Annotated in this window: 17 protein-coding genes; all 17 read right to left on the bottom strand. The window is 66.3% G+C overall.

Features of this window, described 5'->3' with window-relative positions; translation table 11 throughout:
- Positions 1-13: 13 nt before the first annotated feature.
- The gene (locus BO74_RS12605; protein ID WP_496442721.1) at positions 14-1,801 is read right to left on the bottom strand and encodes an alpha/beta fold hydrolase; all 1,788 of its coding nucleotides are present in this window, start codon (positions 1,799-1,801) and stop codon (positions 14-16) included.
- Positions 1,798-3,012, bottom strand: coding sequence for a glycosyltransferase (locus BO74_RS12600; RefSeq protein ID WP_496442720.1), 1,215 nt, complete (start codon positions 3,010-3,012; stop codon positions 1,798-1,800). The genes BO74_RS12605 and BO74_RS12600 overlap by 4 nt, the downstream gene beginning before the upstream one ends.
- A gap of 37 nt (positions 3,013-3,049) precedes the next feature.
- A complete protein-coding gene (locus BO74_RS12595; RefSeq protein WP_496442719.1) occupies positions 3,050-3,493 on the bottom strand; it encodes a hypothetical protein in 444 nt (147 codons plus the stop codon).
- Between the two features lie 38 nt (positions 3,494-3,531).
- On the bottom strand, positions 3,532-4,737 hold the full coding sequence (locus BO74_RS12590; RefSeq protein WP_496442718.1) for a beta-ketoacyl synthase N-terminal-like domain-containing protein: 1,206 nt from the start codon (positions 4,735-4,737) through the stop codon (positions 3,532-3,534).
- A 17-nt stretch (positions 4,738-4,754) separates the two neighbouring features.
- Positions 4,755-5,978, bottom strand: a complete 1,224-nt coding sequence (locus BO74_RS12585; protein WP_496442717.1) for a beta-ketoacyl-ACP synthase — start codon at positions 5,976-5,978, stop codon at positions 4,755-4,757.
- Positions 5,978-6,706 (bottom strand): 3-ketoacyl-ACP reductase FabG2, encoded by a 729-nt coding sequence (locus BO74_RS12580; protein WP_496442716.1) that lies wholly within the window; start codon positions 6,704-6,706, stop codon positions 5,978-5,980. The genes BO74_RS12585 and BO74_RS12580 overlap by 1 nt, the downstream gene beginning before the upstream one ends.
- The gene (locus BO74_RS12575; RefSeq protein WP_496442715.1) at positions 6,703-7,164 is read right to left on the bottom strand and encodes a hotdog family protein; all 462 of its coding nucleotides are present in this window, start codon (positions 7,162-7,164) and stop codon (positions 6,703-6,705) included. Before BO74_RS12575 ends, BO74_RS12580 begins: the two co-directional genes overlap by 4 nt.
- A gap of 13 nt (positions 7,165-7,177) precedes the next feature.
- Positions 7,178-8,473 (bottom strand): beta-ketoacyl-[acyl-carrier-protein] synthase family protein, encoded by a 1,296-nt coding sequence (locus BO74_RS12570; RefSeq protein WP_496442714.1) that lies wholly within the window; start codon positions 8,471-8,473, stop codon positions 7,178-7,180.
- Entirely contained in the window at positions 8,470-9,060 is a 591-nt protein-coding gene (locus tag BO74_RS12565; protein WP_496442713.1) for a DUF3261 domain-containing protein, read from the bottom strand. Before BO74_RS12565 ends, BO74_RS12570 begins: the two co-directional genes overlap by 4 nt.
- Positions 9,057-11,444 (bottom strand): MMPL family transporter, encoded by a 2,388-nt coding sequence (locus BO74_RS12560; RefSeq protein WP_496442712.1) that lies wholly within the window; start codon positions 11,442-11,444, stop codon positions 9,057-9,059. The genes BO74_RS12565 and BO74_RS12560 overlap by 4 nt, the downstream gene beginning before the upstream one ends.
- Positions 11,444-12,091, bottom strand: coding sequence for an outer membrane lipoprotein carrier protein LolA (locus BO74_RS12555; RefSeq protein ID WP_496442711.1), 648 nt, complete (start codon positions 12,089-12,091; stop codon positions 11,444-11,446). The genes BO74_RS12560 and BO74_RS12555 overlap by 1 nt, the downstream gene beginning before the upstream one ends.
- 222 nt (positions 12,092-12,313) lie before the next feature.
- Entirely contained in the window at positions 12,314-12,733 is a 420-nt protein-coding gene (locus BO74_RS12550; RefSeq protein ID WP_496442710.1) for an acyl-CoA thioesterase, read from the bottom strand.
- Complete coding sequence (locus BO74_RS12545; protein WP_496442709.1) at positions 12,726-14,291, bottom strand: HAL/PAL/TAL family ammonia-lyase; 1,566 nt, start codon at positions 14,289-14,291, stop codon at positions 12,726-12,728. Before BO74_RS12545 ends, BO74_RS12550 begins: the two co-directional genes overlap by 8 nt.
- Entirely contained in the window at positions 14,288-16,000 is a 1,713-nt protein-coding gene (locus tag BO74_RS12540) for a glycosyltransferase family 2 protein (RefSeq protein ID WP_496442708.1), read from the bottom strand. The genes BO74_RS12545 and BO74_RS12540 overlap by 4 nt, the downstream gene beginning before the upstream one ends.
- Entirely contained in the window at positions 15,997-17,733 is a 1,737-nt protein-coding gene (locus tag BO74_RS12535; protein ID WP_496442707.1) for an ApeI family dehydratase, read from the bottom strand. The genes BO74_RS12540 and BO74_RS12535 overlap by 4 nt, the downstream gene beginning before the upstream one ends.
- Positions 17,730-18,296 (bottom strand): COG4648 family protein, encoded by a 567-nt coding sequence (locus tag BO74_RS12530; RefSeq protein ID WP_496442706.1) that lies wholly within the window; start codon positions 18,294-18,296, stop codon positions 17,730-17,732. The genes BO74_RS12535 and BO74_RS12530 overlap by 4 nt, the downstream gene beginning before the upstream one ends.
- 37 nt (positions 18,297-18,333) lie before the next feature.
- Positions 18,334-18,579: an acyl carrier protein gene (locus BO74_RS12525; protein WP_496442705.1), complete on the bottom strand. Its 246-nt coding sequence runs from the start codon at positions 18,577-18,579 to the stop codon at positions 18,334-18,336.
- Positions 18,580-18,587 lie beyond the last annotated feature (8 nt).

Raw genomic sequence — 18,587 nt, 5'->3', positions numbered from 1 at the left:
TTCTGTTTGGATCTCAGAAGCGGGGGCAGGCCAGACACGCTTCTGGTGGGTTGTCGCCGAGCATGCGGCGGCGATGCTCGAGCATTTCGTCGCCGTTCCACCAGGCGCTGACGCTGTCGTGATGGATGTCGCCGATGACGGTGTCGGGCTGGCAGTCGCATATCGTCAGGTTGCCGTCGACATTGACCGGAATGCTCTGCCAGGGCGACAGGCAGTGCGTGTGCCGCGTCGCCCTGGCGGCGATGTGCTTGCCGCGCGGGACGAGGTAGTCGAGGTACTGCCGGTCGAGGGCGAATTCCTCCAGTCCGTGCACTGAAAGCACGGGCAGGCGACGGGCGACCGCGTGCTTGAGGGCTCGGCGGATCGTGGCGCGCTGTTCTTGCGAGAGCGAGCCATGTAGCGCCCTTGCCTGATTGGCGGGAAAGTTCAGGTCGGAAACCATCAGCGCGTCGAGTTCGTGATCGGCCGCGAAATCGACGATTGCCTCGAACTCGTCGACGGTGTCTGCCGTGAGCGCGGTGAATGCCGAGGTGCCGATCGCCGTGCCGAGACGGCGGCGGATCGCGCCGAACGTCCCGATGTTCTCGCTGATCCGGGCCATGTCGCTGCCGGTGCGAATTCGGTCGGCGACGGCCTGATCGACCGCGTCGAGGCTGAACGTGATGGCCGAGAGGCCGGACCGGCACAGAGCCTCGGCCAGGTCGGCGTCCAGCAGCATGGCATTGGTGACGAGGCCGACCCGCCGTCCGGCGGCGACCGCCAGTTCGATGAAATCGACGACCTCCGGATGCATCAACGGTTCGCCGAGGCCGACCAGGACGATCCGGTAGGCGTGCGGGAGATGTTCGAGCGCGCGGGTGAAATCGTCGCGTGACATGAAGCGCGACTTCACCTTGAGCTGCGTTCGCGCGCAGGCCGGGCAGCCCAGATTGCAGCGCGTGGTGATCTCGATGTTGGCGACGGTCGGGGACGCGTCGGCCGTCAGGCGGGGCTTGAAAGCGTCCCCCCTGGCGCGATGCGCGGCGGGGCTGGCGGCGATATGGCGGGCGGAATCGGGCCAGAAGGAAAGAAAGGTCTCCAGCCCCGGTTCCATGTCGAACAGCTGGCGCTGAGCGGCAGCTGTTTTTGCGTCCGGTCGATGGACGGCGTCTTCAACGGCCCGGCACACCGCGTCGATGGCTATTTGGGCGCTTTCGCTGGCGAAGAGATGATGCCTCGCGCCGGCAACGCGCAGCAGCCGCAACGGGGCGTCCAGCCGGTTTTCTCGCCAGAGGCCGGCGGTGGAGACGGGAACGAGTTCGTCTTCCTCACCGTGCAGCAGCAGAACCGGTGCCGGAACGGCGATCGGGCCGCGGCGGGCGAGGCGATTGACCAGCGAGATGAGTGCGCCGACGTCATGCAGATGGCTTTCCTGCCCGGCCGTGGGCTCAGCCCAGCGTTGGGCGTAGCCGAGATCGATCACCGGCGGGGTAGCGCAAAGCACGAGCAGTCGCAGCGCTTCGAGGCTGGCAGGATCAGCCGCCAGGCGGCGGGCGATTTCGGCGAGCAGCAGGGTGCCGCCGGTCGAGTGTCCGAGCAGCACCAGCTGGCGGCCGGCGCTTCGCTGCGCGTCGATGGTGGTTGCCAGCGCCGCGAGGAAAGCGGCTTCGTCGAACGGCGGCGATCCGGCTGTGCCGTGCCCGGGCAGGCAGAGGCTCGTCACCGCATCGTTCCCGTAACGGCGGGCGAGTGCCGATTCGAGCGCAGTCAGGTCGGCGGGCCGGCCAAGGTAGCCGTGAACCAGGACGATGCCGACGGTCATGATTTCTCGAACGCAGCGGCCAGTTGCTCGGCGCCGCGATAACGGTTCAGGTGACTCGCCGCCGTGGCAAGCTGTTCCGTCAGTCGGTCGTTGGCGAGAAACGCGGCAATTTCGTCGGCGAGTATCTGTGCGGGGCGCGCCAGGAAGGCGGCATTGAGGTCCGTGGTGTCGCCGCGAAAAACCACGCCGCGCAGCAATCGGTGTCCGCAGCCGATGCGCTCAAGACACACGCCGTTCTGGGCCTGCTCCGGCTGCATGGGCAGGACGAAAACCGGGGTGCGTTGGCGCAAGGCCTCGAAGATCAGGCCCTGGCCGCCGTGACAGGCAACGAGATCGGTCCGCGGCAGCGCCTGTTCGGCGGGAAGAAAATCGAATACGGCGAGGCGTGTCGGGTCGGAAGGCAAATCGCCAGGGGCATCCTGCCCGCCAAGACCCAGCGCGACCGAACAGCCGGTCTCCCAGAGCGCCTCGACGAGATGCGCCAGCCATCCCGCCGGCACGCTGCCGGTGCCGAAGGCGACGTAGGCGATCGGGCCGCGAAGATCATCGAGCTTCTTCAGGTCGACGTCATGGCGCGGCCAGTGCTGCCAGAGTACCGGCCCAACATGGTGATACGTCGGCCGTGCGGGCAGCGGCTGGAATTCCGGGGTGTCCCACAGAAAGGTGCGATTTCCCTCAAGCAGTTGCCAGATGTCCTCGATCGCCGGGAAGCCGAGTCGGGCGAGCGCCGGCCGGAGGCGCTGCGCGCTGGTTATGCGGAAGAAATCCAGTGCCTCGGCCTGCGCCTGCTTGCCCGGTTCGTTTTCGGCGAACCCGAGCACTTCGGTGCACGCCGGGGTCATCGCGCCGCAGATCAGCGAGTCGTAGGCGACGCCGGCCAGCGCCGCCGAAACCGCTCCGGTGAAGCGGAAGACCCCCAGCACGGCGTCCGGACGCAGCGTGCGCAACAGGTCGACTTCGGCGCGTACGCAGGCCTCGAAGCGCTCCGGCCGGAACCAGGAGAAACCGGGCAGCGGTGCGGTGTCGCTTTCCTGTATATCGGGCAGGACGATGTAACGTCCCTCGCCGATACGATCCAGAAATGCCGTGCGCCCCGCCGAGACGGCGAGGAAGACTTCATGCCCGCGCGCTTCGAGTTGGTGACGCAGCGCCAGGCATTTGGCGATGTGCGAGAGGGTGTTGTTGCAAGGAGTGAGCAGATAGCGGCTCATGCGACCCGTGTCCCTCTTGCGATCCGTGGTCGAAAACTTATTCGGCCAGCTTGACGACGGTCCCCTTCAAAGCCACGCCGGACATCAGCGCACCGCTGCCGCACATGTATTCGGTTTCGCTGCTGCGCTCATTGCCCTTGTAGTTGCTCTTGATGTTGATGACCGCGTTGCCCCCTTCCTTTTGCGCGCGTTCCTGCAGGACGAGCACGGCGCTCAGGAACACCCATTCGCAGGCTTCCTTATCCGATTTGTTGAACCCGTTGGTCTTCTTGTTGGTTTTCCACTCGCCGAATTCCTTGATTACTTTCGGGTGCTGCTGGTTGCCGAAATACAGCTTGATCGACGGGTCGAGCTTGTCCTTGGCGGCTTCGGAGGTCAACGCGTCGCTCAGCGGATGCATTTTCTGATCGTCGCGAGCGAACGTGTTGGCCGAGGCCGCGAGTGCAGCGAGGGTGAGGGTCAAGGTCAGAGTCTTGTTCATTTTTGTTTTCCTTCGTTGTAGTTGGCGAAAGCCGCCGCTCAGGCCACGCGGCGGAAAATCAGGCAGGCATTGGTGCCGCCGAAGCCGAAGCTGTTGCTCATCACGGAATCGATGCGACGCTCCTCGCTGGCGAGCAGGATGGGAAAATCCCGACACGCCGGGTCGAGTGCGTCCACATTGGCGCAGCCGCTGACGAAGCCGCGATTGAGCATCAGCAGCGAATAAATCGCTTCCTGCGCGGCCGTCGCGGCAATCGAGTGCCCGCTCAGGCCCTTGGTCGAGGAGAGCGGCGGAATATTACACCCGAATACTTCGCGCACGGCCTCGAGTTCGCTGAGGTCGCCACGCACCGTCGATGTCGCATGGGCGTTGATGTAGTCGATCGGCATGTTGCATTCCGCCAGTGCGAGGCGCATCGCCCGGGCCGCGCCCTCCGCTGCCGGGGAGACCATGTCCGCGCCGTCGCAGCACGCGCCGTAGCCGGCGACCTCGCCGTAGATCGTGGCGCCCCGCTGCCGGGCATGGTCGAGCTCCTCGAGCACGAGGATGCCGGCGCCACCGGCGATCACGAAGCCGTCGCGGCCGGCATCGAAGGGGCGCGAGGCGGTAGCGTCGTTGTAGGCCGTAGACAGCGCGCCCATGGCGTCGAACAGGGCGGTGGAGGTCCAGCGCACTTCTTCCGCGCCGCCGGCGAAAACGATGTCCTGCCGGCCGGCGCGAATCAGGTCGACGCCGTTGCCGATGCAGTGGGCCGAGGTGGCGCAGGCGGAGGTGAGCGAATAGCTGGTGCCCTGGATGCCGAAGGCGGTGGATAGACAGGCGGAGGTCGTGTTGCCCATCACCCGCGGCACGGTATACGGCAGCACCTTGGCGAGGCCGGACTGGCGCAGCAGGTCGGCCGCCTGCACGTGTTCGAACGGAGAACCGACGCCGGAGCCGACGACGAGCCCGGTGCGCGGACACGAGAGCAGTCGGTTGTCGATGCGCGCGTCGTCCACGGCCCGGCGCATTGCGTGGTAGGCGTAGAGTGACGCGTCGCCCATGAAGCGGCGCAGCTTGCGGTCGACGGGCGGCTCGCCGGCGAGATCGGGAACGCCAGCGACGTGGCTGCGCAGCCCCAGTTCGATGTATTCGGGAACCCGGCTGATGCCGGAGCGGCCGTGACGCAAGGCGTCTTCGACCGTGTCCGGATCGTTTCCCAGACAGGAAACGATCCCCATGCCGGTGACTACGACGCGACGCACTGCCTGTCTCCTCCTGGTCAGATCCGTCGCAGAACGAGCGACGTATTGATCCCGCCAAAGGCGAAGTTGTTGCTCATCGCATATTCCGTATCTATCTCGCGCCCGGCGCCGACCAGGTAATCGAGCGCACCGCAGGCCGGGTCGATCTCGGCGAGGTTGATCGTCGGCGCGAACCACTTCCGCCGCATCATCTCGATCGTCCACCACGCCTCGATCGCGCCGCAGGCACCGAGCGAATGACCGATGTAGCTCTTGACCGAACTGATCGGCTTGCCGGCGCCGAGAACGTTCTCTGTCGCCTGTGTTTCGGCGATGTCGCCCCGGTCCGTGGCGGTGCCGTGCGCGCTGACGTAGCCGATCTCGGACGGGGGTAGTTCCGCATCGGCGAGCGCCTGCCGCATGACCACGGCCATCGTCGCCTGCTCGGGCTGGGTGATGTGGCTGCCGTCGGAGTTCGTGGCGAAGCCGACGACTTCCGCGTAGATCCGCGCGCCGCGCGCGACAGCATGCTCGTAGTCTTCCAGCACGAGCGTGGCCGCACCTTCGCCGACCACCAGGCCGTCGCGCCGGCGGTCGAAGGGGCGGGGTGTCGTTTCCGGCGTGTCGTTCTGGCAGCTGGCGGCGAACAGGGTGTCGAACACCGCTGCGGAAGCGACCGACAGTTCCTCGGCGCCGCCCGCCAGCATCATCGTCTGGCGGCCGAAACGGATGGCTTCGTAGGCGTAGCCGATGCCCTGGCTGCCGGAGGTGCAGGCGCTGGACGTCGGAATGACGCGGCCCTTGAGCCCGAAGTTGAGCGCCACGTTGACCGCCGTGGTGTGCGGCATCATCTGGATGTAGCTGGTCGACGTCACGCCGTCCATCGAGGCGGTATCGAGCATCTTGCCGAAGACCCGCACCGGCTCCAGACTGCCCGACGAGGAACCGTAGGCGATACCCATGTGCCCGTCGCGGATCGAGGCGTCATCGAGCAGGCCGGCGTCCGCCAGCGCCATCTCGCTGGCGCGCACCGCGAGCAGCGAGACGCGACCCATCGAGCGGACCATCTTGCGCGGGTAGTGGGCCGGGACGCGGAAGTCGTCGACCGGCGCGCCGAGGCGGGTATTCAAAGCCGCGAAGGCTTCCCATTCCGGCATGCGGCGCACGGCGTTGCACCCTTCGCGCAGGCGGGCCTCGACGCGCTCCCAGGTGTCGCCCAGTGCGGTAATGCCGGCCATGCCGGTGACCACGACGCGGCGCATCAGGCCATTCCTCCATTCACGCCGAGCACCTGTCGCGTAATGTACGACGCGTCGTCGGACATCAGGAACGAGACTGCCGCGGCGACTTCATCGGCATGCCCGGCGCGATTCATCGGTACGACCTTGAGCGCTTCGTCGAGCGGCAGATCGTCAGTCATCTCCGTTTCGACCAAACCCGGCGCGACGCAATTGACGGTGATCCCGCGGCTGGCCAGTTCGACGGCCAGCGCCTTGGTCGCGCCGATCAGGCCGGCCTTGGCCGTGCTGTAATTGACCTGACCGCGATTGCCCATGACGCCCGACACCGAGGCCAGCGTGATGATCCGCCCGCCTCGCTTCTTGCGGACCAGAGGCATGATCAGCGGCTGGACGACGTTGAAAAAGCCGTCAAGGCTGGTCTCCAGCACGCTGTCCCAGTCTTCGCCGCTTAGCGCGGGAAAGGCTCCGTCGCGGGAAATGCCGGCGTTGCAGACGATGCCGTAGTACGCGCCTTTTTCCTCGACCGTCTGTTCGAGGAGACGGGCCGCCGCTTCGCGGTCGCGTACGTCGAACATCAGGAAGTCGGCTTCACCGCCGGCCGCCTCGATTTCCCTGACGACGCTCTCGGCGTCGGCCTGGCGGCTGCGGCAATGTACGGTGACCGCCCAGCCATCGCGCGCCAGGCGCAAGGCGATGGCGCGGCCGATGCCGCGGCTCGAGCCGCTGATCAGTACTCTTCTTCGCGTCATTGTGTGCTTTCCTGCATGAATGCCCCGAAATCGTCGGGTTCATAAACCTTCAGTGTCGCCGAGGCCAGCGCCTGGCTTTTGCTGTCGATGCGGCAGTCATAGGCGGCCAGACCGCTCTCGTCCCGGAAGGATTCATGGACGTGGACCCGCAGGCACTGTCCGGCCGGAAAACTTCCCGGCGACGACATGGTGTAGCTGCGGGTGCCGAGCAAGGCGCCCATCTTGAGCGGCCGGCCGACCTGCCGCTTGTTCAGCGCGACGTGGGCGGCGATGGCCTGAGCCATCAGCTCGATGCCGATCCAGCCGGGCATGCTGCCTGTGTCGTCCGCATACCAGGCTTTTGGCTGCGGCGAATATTCAGCGACAAGGGCTTCGCTGGAGAAGTCGACGACCCGGTCGAGCAGCAGCATCGTGCCGCGATGCGGCAGAAGTTCTTCGATCGGGGGAAAAGTGTTCATCGCGAAGGAACTGTTAGCGGGCGTCGCCGATCAGGAGACTGGCGTTGCTCCCTCCGAACGCGAACGAATTGCTCATGCACATGCGGTTGGACGTCCGACTGAATTCTTGTCCGGCCTCGACGAGGCGCAACGTCGGCAGCGCCGGATCGGCTTCGCCATCCCACACATGCGGCGGCAGGCGGCCGGCGCGCAGCGCCAGCCAGCACAGGCCCAGTTCGGTCGCGCCGGCGGCGCCGAGCGTGTGCCCGGTCAATGGCTTGGTGCCGCTGGCCGGAATGCCTTCAGCGAGGTGCCGACCGAGCGAAGAGTCGTCATTCCGGCGACGGCCGGAATCCACAAAATCCAACGAACTGGACCCCGGCCTTCGCCGGGGTGACGAATGTTTCAGCGCTTCTACGGGGAACACGCGGCTGATCGCCCGGCTCTCCATCTCGTCGTTTTTCCGCGTCGCCGTCGCGTGCATGTTCAGATAGTCGACTTCCCCGGCGGACAACCCCGCGTCGGCCAGCGCGCCGCGCATCGCCGCTTCCGCGCCCGCGCCCTCCGGGTGCGGCGCCGAGATGTGGTAGGCATCGCTGCTTTCGCCGGCGCCGAGGAAGGCGATCTCGGATTCGTCGCGGCTCATCAGGAACAGGGCCGCGCCTTCGCCGATGTTGATCCCCTTGCGGTTGCGGCTCATCGGGTTGCAGAGGTCGGTCGAGATCGATTCGAGCGCGGCAAAGCCGTTGAGCGTCAGCTTGCAGAGCGAATCGACGCCGCCGACCAGCACCGCGTCGCACAGGCCGCACCGCAGGAGGCGGCGCGCCGAGACGAACGCCTTGGCGCTGGACGTGCAGGCGGTGGAAACGCAGTACGCCGGACCGCCGAGGTCCAGAAAACGGGAGAGAAAGAGCGCCGGCGAGCCGAGTTCCTGCTGGACGTAGTCGTAGCCGCAGGGCAGGTTGCCGGCGTTCCGGAGCGCGGCGATTGCCGCTTCGCCCTCGGCGATGCCGGAGGTGCTGGTGCCGAGGACGATGCCGATCCGGTCGCGGCCGAAGCGTTCGAGGGCCGCGTCGACGGCCGGGCGAATCTGGTCCAGTGCGGCCAGCAACAGGCGATTGTTGCGGCTGGTGCAGGCGGATAAAACCGAAGGGATTTCCGGCAAGGTGGCTTGCACGCGACCGACGCGGGCGGGCGCCCCGGGCAACCAATCGTCTTCGAGAACCATGCCGCTGGTATCGCCGCGGAGCAGTCCTTGCGTCACCTCATCGATGCCGCAGCCGAGGGCGTTGATGATGCCCAGCGCGGGCAGGTAGTACGGACGGTTCATCGTGTGGCCGCGATATCCAGATTGGTGATGGAAAACTCGACGCCGGCGGTGGGCAACTCGATGCGCATGTCACCGGCGGGCGGGCGGCCGCGAGTATACCTGATCACGACAATGTCTTTCCCGTCCGCGACGAGGCGGCGCTGCGCCGCTTTTTCGTTACTGGCGTTGTCGATGCCTTCGTCGACTACCTCTGCGCCGTCGAGTCCCGCGCGCACCTGTTCGGCGGGCCACGTCGCGATCTGCACCAGTGCCAGCAACAGCACGGGGTCCAGGCCCTTGCCGGGGAAGGTCTTGGCGCTGACCTCGCGGTTGTCGAAACTGACCTGGAGCAGTTTCTGGCCGAAGGGCGTCATGCCGGCGAAGCGGATTCCATCGGCATCCGCCTCGAGCTGCGCGATCATCGTTTCCCGTCGGCCGTCGAAGGTCACGTCGACCTTCTGCTGGGCGTCGAACGGAGCGATGGAATCCGTCGTCTGCAGGCAGTAGCGCGGGCCGCCGGGCAGCGTCGTGCAGGACGAGCCATCGCCGTCGCAGCCGGCGACGAGCAGCGCGACGGCGAGCATTCCAGTCAGCAAACGCAGCCTCATCGCGACCCCTCCGGCATGAAGGACAGCACCATCGGCGCCAACAGCACCGCCACGCAGATGCCGAGCAGCAGCGTGAGGCCGAAGCTGGACAGCGCGGGCATCGAGCTGAAGGCGAGCAGGCCGAAGGACAGCAGCGTCGTCCCCGCCGAAAGCAGAACGCCGGCCAGCGTCGCCGCCGCGTTCACGCCGCCCTCGCGCAGGAAGATCGCGTAATTGACGCCCACGCCGACCACGAGCATGAAGCCCATCAGGTTGAACAGGGTCAGCGGCATGCCCATGTAGCCGAAGGCGCCGAGCACGACGGCCAAGGCCAGCGTCGTCGGCAGCAGCATGAACGCCGACTGCGCGAGACCGTAGCGCAGGCACAGCACGCCGTAGATCAGCGCCAGAGCGCCAAGCAGCCACAGAAAGCCCCATTGCCGGTATTTCTGGAACAGGTGCGAGACGCTGCCGGCCTTGTCAACGAAGGTCACGCCGTCGAGCGTGCCGCCCAGTGTGGCGAGGCGCGCCACGTCACGGATGCCTTGCGGCTGGACGATGGCTGCGAAGTGTTCAGCGCCGTTGCTCGCGACCTTGCCGAGCCAGAGATGGCGGAAGGGCGTCGACAGCGGCGATTTCAACCAGTTGTCGACCGACAGGACGTGGCCCTCGCTGTGCGCGAAATCAGTGATCATCCGCTCGCCGATTTCGTCGCGCAGCGAAGCTTCCGCCAGCACGTCGCGCAACTGCCGCTCGTCGGCGAAGACGGATTGTTTCCAGCGTTGCCAGTTCTGCGCCTGCCGTTCCGCCGAGGGGACGAATTGCGATATCCCGAGATAGCCGCTTAGCGCGCTCTTCTCATCGTTGCCCGCAAGGGGGGCGAGCTTTTCCAGCAGCCGTTCCTCGTTGCGCAGCACCGCCTCGGGTGAACTGCCCTCGACGAGGAAGAACTGGCTGCTGTTGCCGAAGCCGGTGAGTTCGCGGATCTTTTCTTCCTGCGCGACCAGTGCCGGCGGCCGGGAAATCAGGATGCGCACGTCGTCGTTGCTGCTCAGGCGGTTCCAGCCGGGAACCGACAGCGCCAGAAGCGCCGCGGCGACGGCCAGACAGGTACGCCGGCCGACATGTTTTTTCCAACCGACGAGAAAGCGGCGGGGGAGGGCGACGGCGGTCTCCGGGTCGCGCTTGCCCGGCGCCTTGAGCAGACAGGGCAGCAACAGGAAGACCGAGGCGCACGCCGCGCTCAGGCCGACCAGCGCAAAAAGGGCGATCTGCGACAAGGCCGGGAACGGCGCCAGCATCAACGCCGCGTAGCTGAGCAGGCTGGTCACCAGCGCCGTCAGCAGTCCCGGCGTGATTCGCCGCAGCCCGGCCATCGGCTCCCAGTCCTTTCCAGCGCCGAGGTGCGCGGCGAAGTACTGGACGGCGTAGTCGATGGCCTCGCCGATCAGGCTGGCACCGAACACCAGCGTGATCAGGTGCAGTTCGCCATGGACCGCCACGGTGACCGTCGCCGCCGCGGCGACGCCGAAGCTCACCGAGAGCAGACCGAGCGCCAGCGGGCGCAGCGAACGGAAAACGAGATAGAGCAGGAGCAGCATGCCGAGCAGCGAGCCGGCGCCGATGAAATCGACCTCCCGCTCGGCGCTCAGGCGGGCGGCCGCCGCGTAGAACACGGTGCCGGTGCGCAGTACCTCCAGTCCGGGAAATTTCTCCTTCAACTGCGCTTCCGCGTCGGCCACGGCGGCCGTGACGCGGGTCTGGATCGCGCCGTCGTACGCCGAGCCGGACAGCACCGCCGAGACCATCGCCCAGGTGTTTTCGCCTTCGCGCGCGACCAGCAGTCCGTCCTGCGTTTCAAGACGAAGCGTCTTGAGCGGCAGGCCGGCCAGCCAGGTGTCGCCGAAGCCGAAGGGATCGTCGGTCAGCGAGTAGCCCGGGCCGAACTGGAACGGCGTGTAGAGCTTGCGCTGCAGGCGTTCGGTCAGGTCAGGTGAAACGCCCCGATCGCCATCGCCGAGCAGGTTGAAGCGGTACGGAAAATAGAAGCGCGCCAGCTGCTGCGGGTCGAACGGTGGAATCTCATCGACTACCGAGCGAAAGGCCTCGCTGGCGCGCAGCTGAGCGCCGAACAGGCGGGAGGCCTTGCCAAGTTCTTCGGTGTTTCCGGCGGACGTTCGCTTGTTCGCCGTCGGGCGACCAATGAGGAAAATGGCGCGGTCGCCCGCCGCTTCGGCGAGCCGGCTGACGGCGTGTTCCGCCACCGGGTTGCGCTCGGTTGGCGGCAACAGGGCCAGCAGGTTGCTTTGCAGCGGCAGCGGCCCGGCGAACTGCACGGCGGCGGCGATCGCCAGCACGACGGCCAGCACCAGCCAGAGCAGCGCGCGCAGCCGCATGCCGTTCATCAGCGCCCGCCTCCGTTGCCGTCCGGGCCGAACAGCGCGGCCTCCGCGCCATCGAGCGTCGCGGCGCCCTGTGAATTGCTCAGGCGGATCAGTGTGTTGTCACCGCCGGCCTCGCTGATCCGGATCTCCTCGACGAAGCGACCGCCGGTCAGCTGCATGCCTCTGAGGAACTGGGCGAGCTGCGACTGGCGCGGCGTGAGTTCGATCGCCCACCGGGCCGGCGTGCCCTGCGCGGCGACATCGAAGTATTCGCGCAGCGCATCGGAATTGGCGCCGAGCATGGCGCGGAAAACGCGGCCGACCTGCGCCAACCCGGGCACGTCGCGCGTTTCGCGCACGCGGCGGGTGCCCTCGCCACCAATTTCGACGATCTTCGTCTCGCCGAGCACGTAACTGACTCGATAAGGCTTCTCGATCTGCCAGAGGACGCCGTACTGGCGCGAGAAGGTCAGGTGGCCGGAAGTGACCAGCGGGCGCTTCAGCGCGGCCATCTGCTTGGTCTGCACGAACTCGGCGCGGATGACCTGGAATTGCTCGATCTGGGCGCCGATCTGGCTGAGTACCTCCGCGGCGCAGGCCGGCAGCGGGGCGGCGAGAGCGGCTGCGCCAATCGCCAGGCCAGTAAGCAGGGAACGTAGATTTTTCATCTTTAAACCTTGAAGCCTCACCGCAAATGCTCCGTCATCCCGGCGAAGGCCGGGATCCAGTCTGTGCTCCGATAACCTGGATTCCGGCCTTCGCCGGAATGACAAACAGGTGGTCCGACTACGGTAGGTGTGATCACCGGATACCCCGACATTCTCACGCGGTTCCTGGATTTTCTTTGCGAACCTTTGCGCCTTTGCGGTGAAGAATTGAGTTTTTCAGGTTCATTTTGCACAGGCCTTTTCGATGTTGGCGAAGACGATCGGCGGCGAGACGAATTGCAGCTCGCGCGTCGTGGCGTCGACGGCGACCTGGGTCGTGTAGCCTTTGGTCAGGCGTTCGCCGGTTTCGATGTCGCTGATCCGGTAGCCGATCTTGATGCGGTTCTCGTATTCGAGCAGCGTCGCCTGCACGCGCAGCGTCTGGCCGTAGAGCGCCGGGCGGATGTACTTGAGATGGCATTCGACGATCGGCCAGAGGTAGCCCGAGGCCTGCATCTGCGGATAGTCGTAGTCGAAGCGGCGCAGCAGGGCGCAGCGGGCGATCTCGAAGTATTTGACGTAATGGCCGTGCCAGGCCACGTTCATCGCATCGACATCGTGGAACGGCACTTCGACGTCGATGCTGGCGGTCAGCTCAGGCATGCGGGTACAGCTCCCAGTGTGCCTGCCGAATCAGGCGGGTCAGTTGGCGTAGTTCGGCTTCCAGCGGGCGGTCCTCGTCGAGGAAGGCGGAATGTTCGGCGACGTTGCTCATGAAAGCCTCGACCTCCGGCATCAACGCCGTCGGGTCGGCATCGGGCAGCTGCCGACGCAGGTGGACGCCCTGCACGCTGGCCAACGTCAGCGCCGCGGCGACCTGCTCGGTCAGGTCGAGGACGCGCAGGCAATCGCGTGCCGCGATGGTGCCCATGCTCACCTTGTCCTGGTTGTGGCATTCGGTCGAACGCGAAAAGACGCTGGCCGGCATCGTCAGCTTCAGCGCCTCGGCGGTCCAGGCGGAAGCGCCGATCTGCACGGCCTTGAAACCGTGATTGATCGGCGCACGCGCGGCGGTGCTGCCGGACAGGTTCTGCGGCAGCCCGTGGTTGTACCGGCTATCGACAAGCAGGGCCAGCTGGCGGTCCATCAGGTCGGCCAGATTGGCCACGGCGGTCTTCAGCGCGTCCATGGCGAAGGCGATATGGCCGCCGTAGAAGTGGCCGCCGTGCAGCACCAGTTCGGCATCGCCGTCGATCAGCGGGTTGTCGTTGGCGCTGTTGAGTTCGTTCTCGATATCACGGCGCATCCAGGTCAGCGCATCGCGGGCGACGCCGATCACGTGCGGCGCGCAGCGGATCGAGTAGCGGTCCTGCAGGCGGATGATCTCCTTGTCGTCGGGATGCAGGTCGGCGTGGATCCAGGCGGCGGCTTCGTTCTGGCCGGCGTGCGGCTTGGCGGCGAAGAGGCGCGGATCGAAGTGACCGCGATTGCCGCGCAGGGCGATCGACGATAGCGCCGTCAGGCGGCAGCACAGGCGCGTCAGCGACTCGGCGCGTTGCCAGGCCAGACAGGCCAGCGCGGTCATCACCGCGGTGCCGTTCATCATCGCCAGTCCTTCCTTCGGCGCCAGCCGGAGCGGCGGCAGCCCCAGTTCATCGAGAACCGCGGACGCCGGTCGGCGCTGCCCGGCAAAGCGTACGTCGCGTTCGCCGATCAGCGCGGCGGCGACGTAGGACAGCGGCGTCAGGTCGCCGCTGGCACCGACCGAGCCTTCGGCCGGAATAAACGGCAGGACGCGATGCCGGATCAGTGCCACCAGCTGTTCGAGCAGTTCCCAGCGCACGCCGGAATAGCCTTGGGCGAGGGAGTTCAGGCGGCAGACGAGCACGGCCAGCGTCTGTTCGTCGTCGAGATAGTCGCCGAGGCCGCAGCCGTGGTAGCGCGTCAGGTGCAGCGGCAGCTCGGCGACCAGTTCGGGCGGGATGCCGACGGTGCAGGAGTCGCCGTAGCCGGTGGTGACGCCATAGATCACCCCATTGTCGGCCAACAGGCGTTCCAGATACTGCGCGCCGCTGCGGATGCGGCGGGAAAACTCCGGGGCGTTGGAGAGAGACACGCCGGCTTCACCGCGCGCCACGTGCAATACGTCCTCGATGCGCAGCCGCTGTTCGCCGACGGTTACGTGCGTTTCGAGCGTCTTGGGAGATGTGCCAACGTTCATGAGTCTTGCCGTGCCCCGTCAGTGGCAGGGGCGCTCCCCTGCCAGAAGTCGTAGAAATTGAACCACTGCTCCGGCGCCAGCCGGCAGTAGTGTTCGAGCCTCTGTGCATAGCGCTGGAGATAGGCCTGCAGCCGCGACTGCCGTTCTCGCCGCGGCAAGTCGATCCGCTCGGCGAAGTGCTCCAGGTGAATCCGGTAGCCGGGTTGGCTGCCCCGCGTCTCGCGCAGGCCGAACACCAGATAAACGGGGCATTCGAGCAGGCTGGCGAGGATGAAGGGGCCGTGCGCGAACGGGGCGGGTTCGCCGAGAAAATCTACCCGGCTGACCCGGCGGCTGCTTCGTTCTGTTGGCGGGGTGCGATCGCCGACGATGACCACCAATTCGCCGCGATCGATCTTCTCCTTCAGCAGGATCGCCGTGTCCGCCCCCAGGTGCGAGACTTGAATCAGGTTGACACCGAATTCGGCGTTGGCCTGCTTGAGCATGTCGTTGAAGCGTTGCGCGTGCTCTGTAAAAACGACGGCATTGACCGTCGCCTGGCGTTCGTTGACCGCCAGCGCCCGCATCATTTCGAGGTTGCCCAGATGCGCGCCGATCAGTACCGCGCCTTGCCCGCTATCGAGCAGCCGGTGCAGTTCGGGGCGGTCCGGGAAGTCGACCTGCCGGCTTCCCAGTTCGCCGAGCCAGGCGGCCAGCTTGTCCAGCCCGGACTGGCCGAACGCCAGCATGTGCCGGAAGCTGTCGCGCCAGCCCGGTTCCGGCCAGCCGTTCAGGCGATGTACGCGGCGCAGGTAATCGAGCGAGGCCGCGCGGGCCTTTTCCCCGGTCAGGAAAAAATAGCCGATGATCGGATAGAGCAACCAGCGCGCCACCCGCGGACCGAGCAGACGGTAACAAGCGAAGACGGTCTTCAGACCGAGCACGCTGCCGCGCTCGGCGAGGCGCGACCAGTGCTGCCCGGCGGCGCGCCGGCCAAGCACCTTGCGCGTGAGCAGGATCGGCAAGCGCAGCAGCATGCCGCAGGTCAGGCGCGTGTGCATTTTCGAAATGCGCAGGTTGTCGCGCAGCATGTCGAAGTGCGACAGGCCGTCTTCGGGATAGGTGACGCGCGTTTCGACGACCAGCAACTCGAGCCCTTCCCAGGCCAGCCGGACCAGAATTTCGATGTCGAAATCCATCCGCGTCGGGATAGCGACGCGGTCGATCAGCGCGCAGGTGTCGGCCAGCGGGTAGAGGCGGAAGCCGCACATCGAGTCGATGATCGCCGGATTCAGCGTTTCGACGCAGACCCAGAAATGGGTGATGTAGCGGCCATACAGCCGCCCTTTCGGGACCGAAGCGTCATAGATCGGCTGGCCGCAAACGACGGCCTGCGGATGGGCGACGCTCAGTTCGAGGAAGCGCGGGACGTCGGCGGTGTCGTGCTGGCCGTCGGCGTCGATCTGCAGCGCATGGGTGAAACCGGCGGCCAGCGCCTCGCGCATGCCGCGCATCACCGCGGAGCCCTTGCCGCCGTTTTGCGGCAGGCGGAACAGGCGAACCTGCGGAAAATCGGTGGCGAGCTCGGCGAGAACCCGTTGCGTGGTCTCGTCGCTGCCGTCGTCGACGATGAAGATCGGCAGGGCGTAGCCGGCGAGGCGTTCGACCGTGGCGCGAATGCTGCGCCAGTGGTTGTAGATCGGGATCAGCAGGCAGGGCGAGAAGCTCATTCGGTACCGCCAAAAAGAATGCGTCCTGCGGAATACTTGCGCTGCGGCGTGGTGTAGGCGAAATCGAGCCGCCGGCGTTCCGCGTCCCAGTTCAATGCGAGCTGAAGCCTTGAATTCTGGGGGATGACGCCGAGAAACTTGAGGTTTTCCAAAGCCGAGAAATTGCCCTTTAGCGAAAGATGTCGGCGCGCGAAGCGCACCGCCCAATCGACCTGTACAACCCCCGGTAGCAGGGGCGCGCCGGGGAAATGCCCGGCGAAGTGGGCGATGTCGGGCGTGACGTGCAGATCGAGTACGACGTGACTCCGGTTGCCCTCGGCGAAGTTGACGGCGGTGACGTCGGGCAGCAGCGGCAGGTCGGGCGCGGCCCCGGGAGTAACCGCAGGCGACTCGAACAGCGACGCCAGTGCGGCATCGGCCACCTTGCCGCGTTCGTTGGCCGGCAGTTGCTCGGGAAAGCGCCAGTGGCGCGGCAGCAGCACCGTGTCGAAGTGATCTGCGAGATGCGCGCGCAGCGTCAGTGCGACAGCGCGTTTTCCGGACGCTCTCAGCGCTGCTTTGCCTTGGTCATTGAGTACCACGACGGCGCCGATACTCTGGCGATGCCCGTTCAACGCGACGGCGGCGGCCGAATCCACCCAGTCGTGGGCGAGCAGCCGGGACTCCATGTCCGGCAGGGACAGCCGCTTTTCCTCGATCTTGACGATGCGGTCGAGGCGGCCAAGCAGACGGAAGCGGCCATCCGCCATCAGGGCAATGCCGTCATCCATTACCCAGGGAGCATCGTCCGCGAGGAAGGGCGAGCGCAGCGTCAGCGCGCCGGTATCCGAGGCGGTCACCGTGTGGCACGGAAACGGCGTCCACAAATCGCCGTCTGCCCCGGCTTGCTGGCGCCAGGCGACGCCGCCGGTTTCGGTGCTGCCGAAGACTTCGATCGGCGCTTCGCCCAGGCCGTCGGCCAGCGCCCTGGCCGCGCTGCCCGGCAGCGGGCCGCCGGAGGAGAAGACGGCGACCGGCTTCGGCTGCAGCGACGCCAGCGGCAGCAGCTCGGGCAGGCGTGTCAGCTGGGCCGGGCTGGAAATCAGCGCCGCGTGGCCGAAGACGGCGAGGCGTTCTTCCAGCATGTCAGGATGGGCGCAGGTCACAGCGTCGAAAACCCGGCCGCTGGCCAGCGGCCAGAATATCCGGAAGAGCAGCCCGTAGATGTGCTGGTGCGGTGCCGTCGCCAGGATCGCCGCCGCACCGATCTTTTCGCCCCGCAGCGATTCGAGGACAGCGACCTCGGCGTCGAACTGCGCCAGCGTCTTGCGTACCTGCTTGTGCTCGCCGGTGCTGCCCGAGGTGTACAGGTCGATAATCGCCTGGTGCGGATCGATCGCCGCGAGAGGGAAAGTTGGCGAGGCGTCGCCGACCGTCAGAGTGTCCAGTCGGGCGTCGAAGGTTGCCGCCAGTGCTTCAAGCGTTCCCGGACGGGTGTTCGGTGGAATGACAGCCTGCTTCCCGGAGTGCAGGAGGGCAAAGAGTTCGGCGGTGAAGTCGAGCGGGTCGTCGCTGGTCAGCAGCCAGCGCGTTTCGGCGCGTTGCCGCAGCGTGGCGGCGAGGCGGGAAACGCGCGTGGAGAATTCGCGCCAGACGATCAGCCGCTGTCCGTCGTGGGCTACCGGATGATCGTCGGCACGGCCCCGGTTGAACAGGTCAGGCAGGGCGATCAGGTGGGGTGGAAAAACCGTCATCCTGTTTTCCCCATGATGAAGAGGCGACGATAAATCCACTCGCCCGCGAACAAGGCGCCCATCAACAGGTAGGCGATAAAGCCGTTGTAGAGCGCCCAGTCGTCGCGGCTGGCGCACAGTGCCGTATAGGTGGCGATGGCTCCGTTGGCGATGAAGAAGGCACACCAGAGCTGGGTCACGCGGCGTGTGTAGCCGATGGCCGCTTCCGGGAGGTCGGGCTCGCCGAGCCGCGCGAATCGCTCGACCATGGAGGGCGGCGCGAGCAGCGAACTCCCGAAAAGAAGCAGCATTCCGAGGTTGACCGCCGCGGGGTACAGGCGCAGCAGCAGTTCGCTGTTGGTTACCGCGGTCGCTCCGGCAAGCAGCAGCAGACTACCGAGGGTCGCCAGATCGATGCGCGACAGGCTCGCCAGCAGGCGGGTCGCCTGCCGGCCGCGGCGCATCAGGAGCACCGCCACGAGTACCAGCGCGACGTGGCGCGGCTCGGCGATACGAAGCCCGAAAAAGATGGCCATCGGGTAGAGCAGCCAGGACAACAGGGGGAGCAGCCGCTTCAGTCCCATCGGGGCGCAGTGTCGGAATGGAGGCGCACGTGCGGGCTCAGCCGGCCATCAACTGCTTGACGGTGCTGATTACGTCGCCGACGGTGCGAACCGTCTTGAAGTCCTCGGGCTTGATCCGCTTGCCCGTCAGTTGCTGCAGCTTGATCGCCAGATCGACGGCGTCGATGCTGTCGAGATCGAGCTCCTGGAAGAGGTTCGCTTCCGGTACCACGCGCTCGGGGCTGATTTCAAAGGATTCCTCGAGGATTTCCTTGAGTTTGTCGAGGATTTGTTCGTCGTTCATGATTCTCT

It is taken from the genome of Propionivibrio pelophilus DSM 12018 (genome assembly GCF_059569095.1).
Note: the sequence above shows the minus strand (reverse complement) of the source record. Positions and strands in the feature narration are given on the sequence as shown.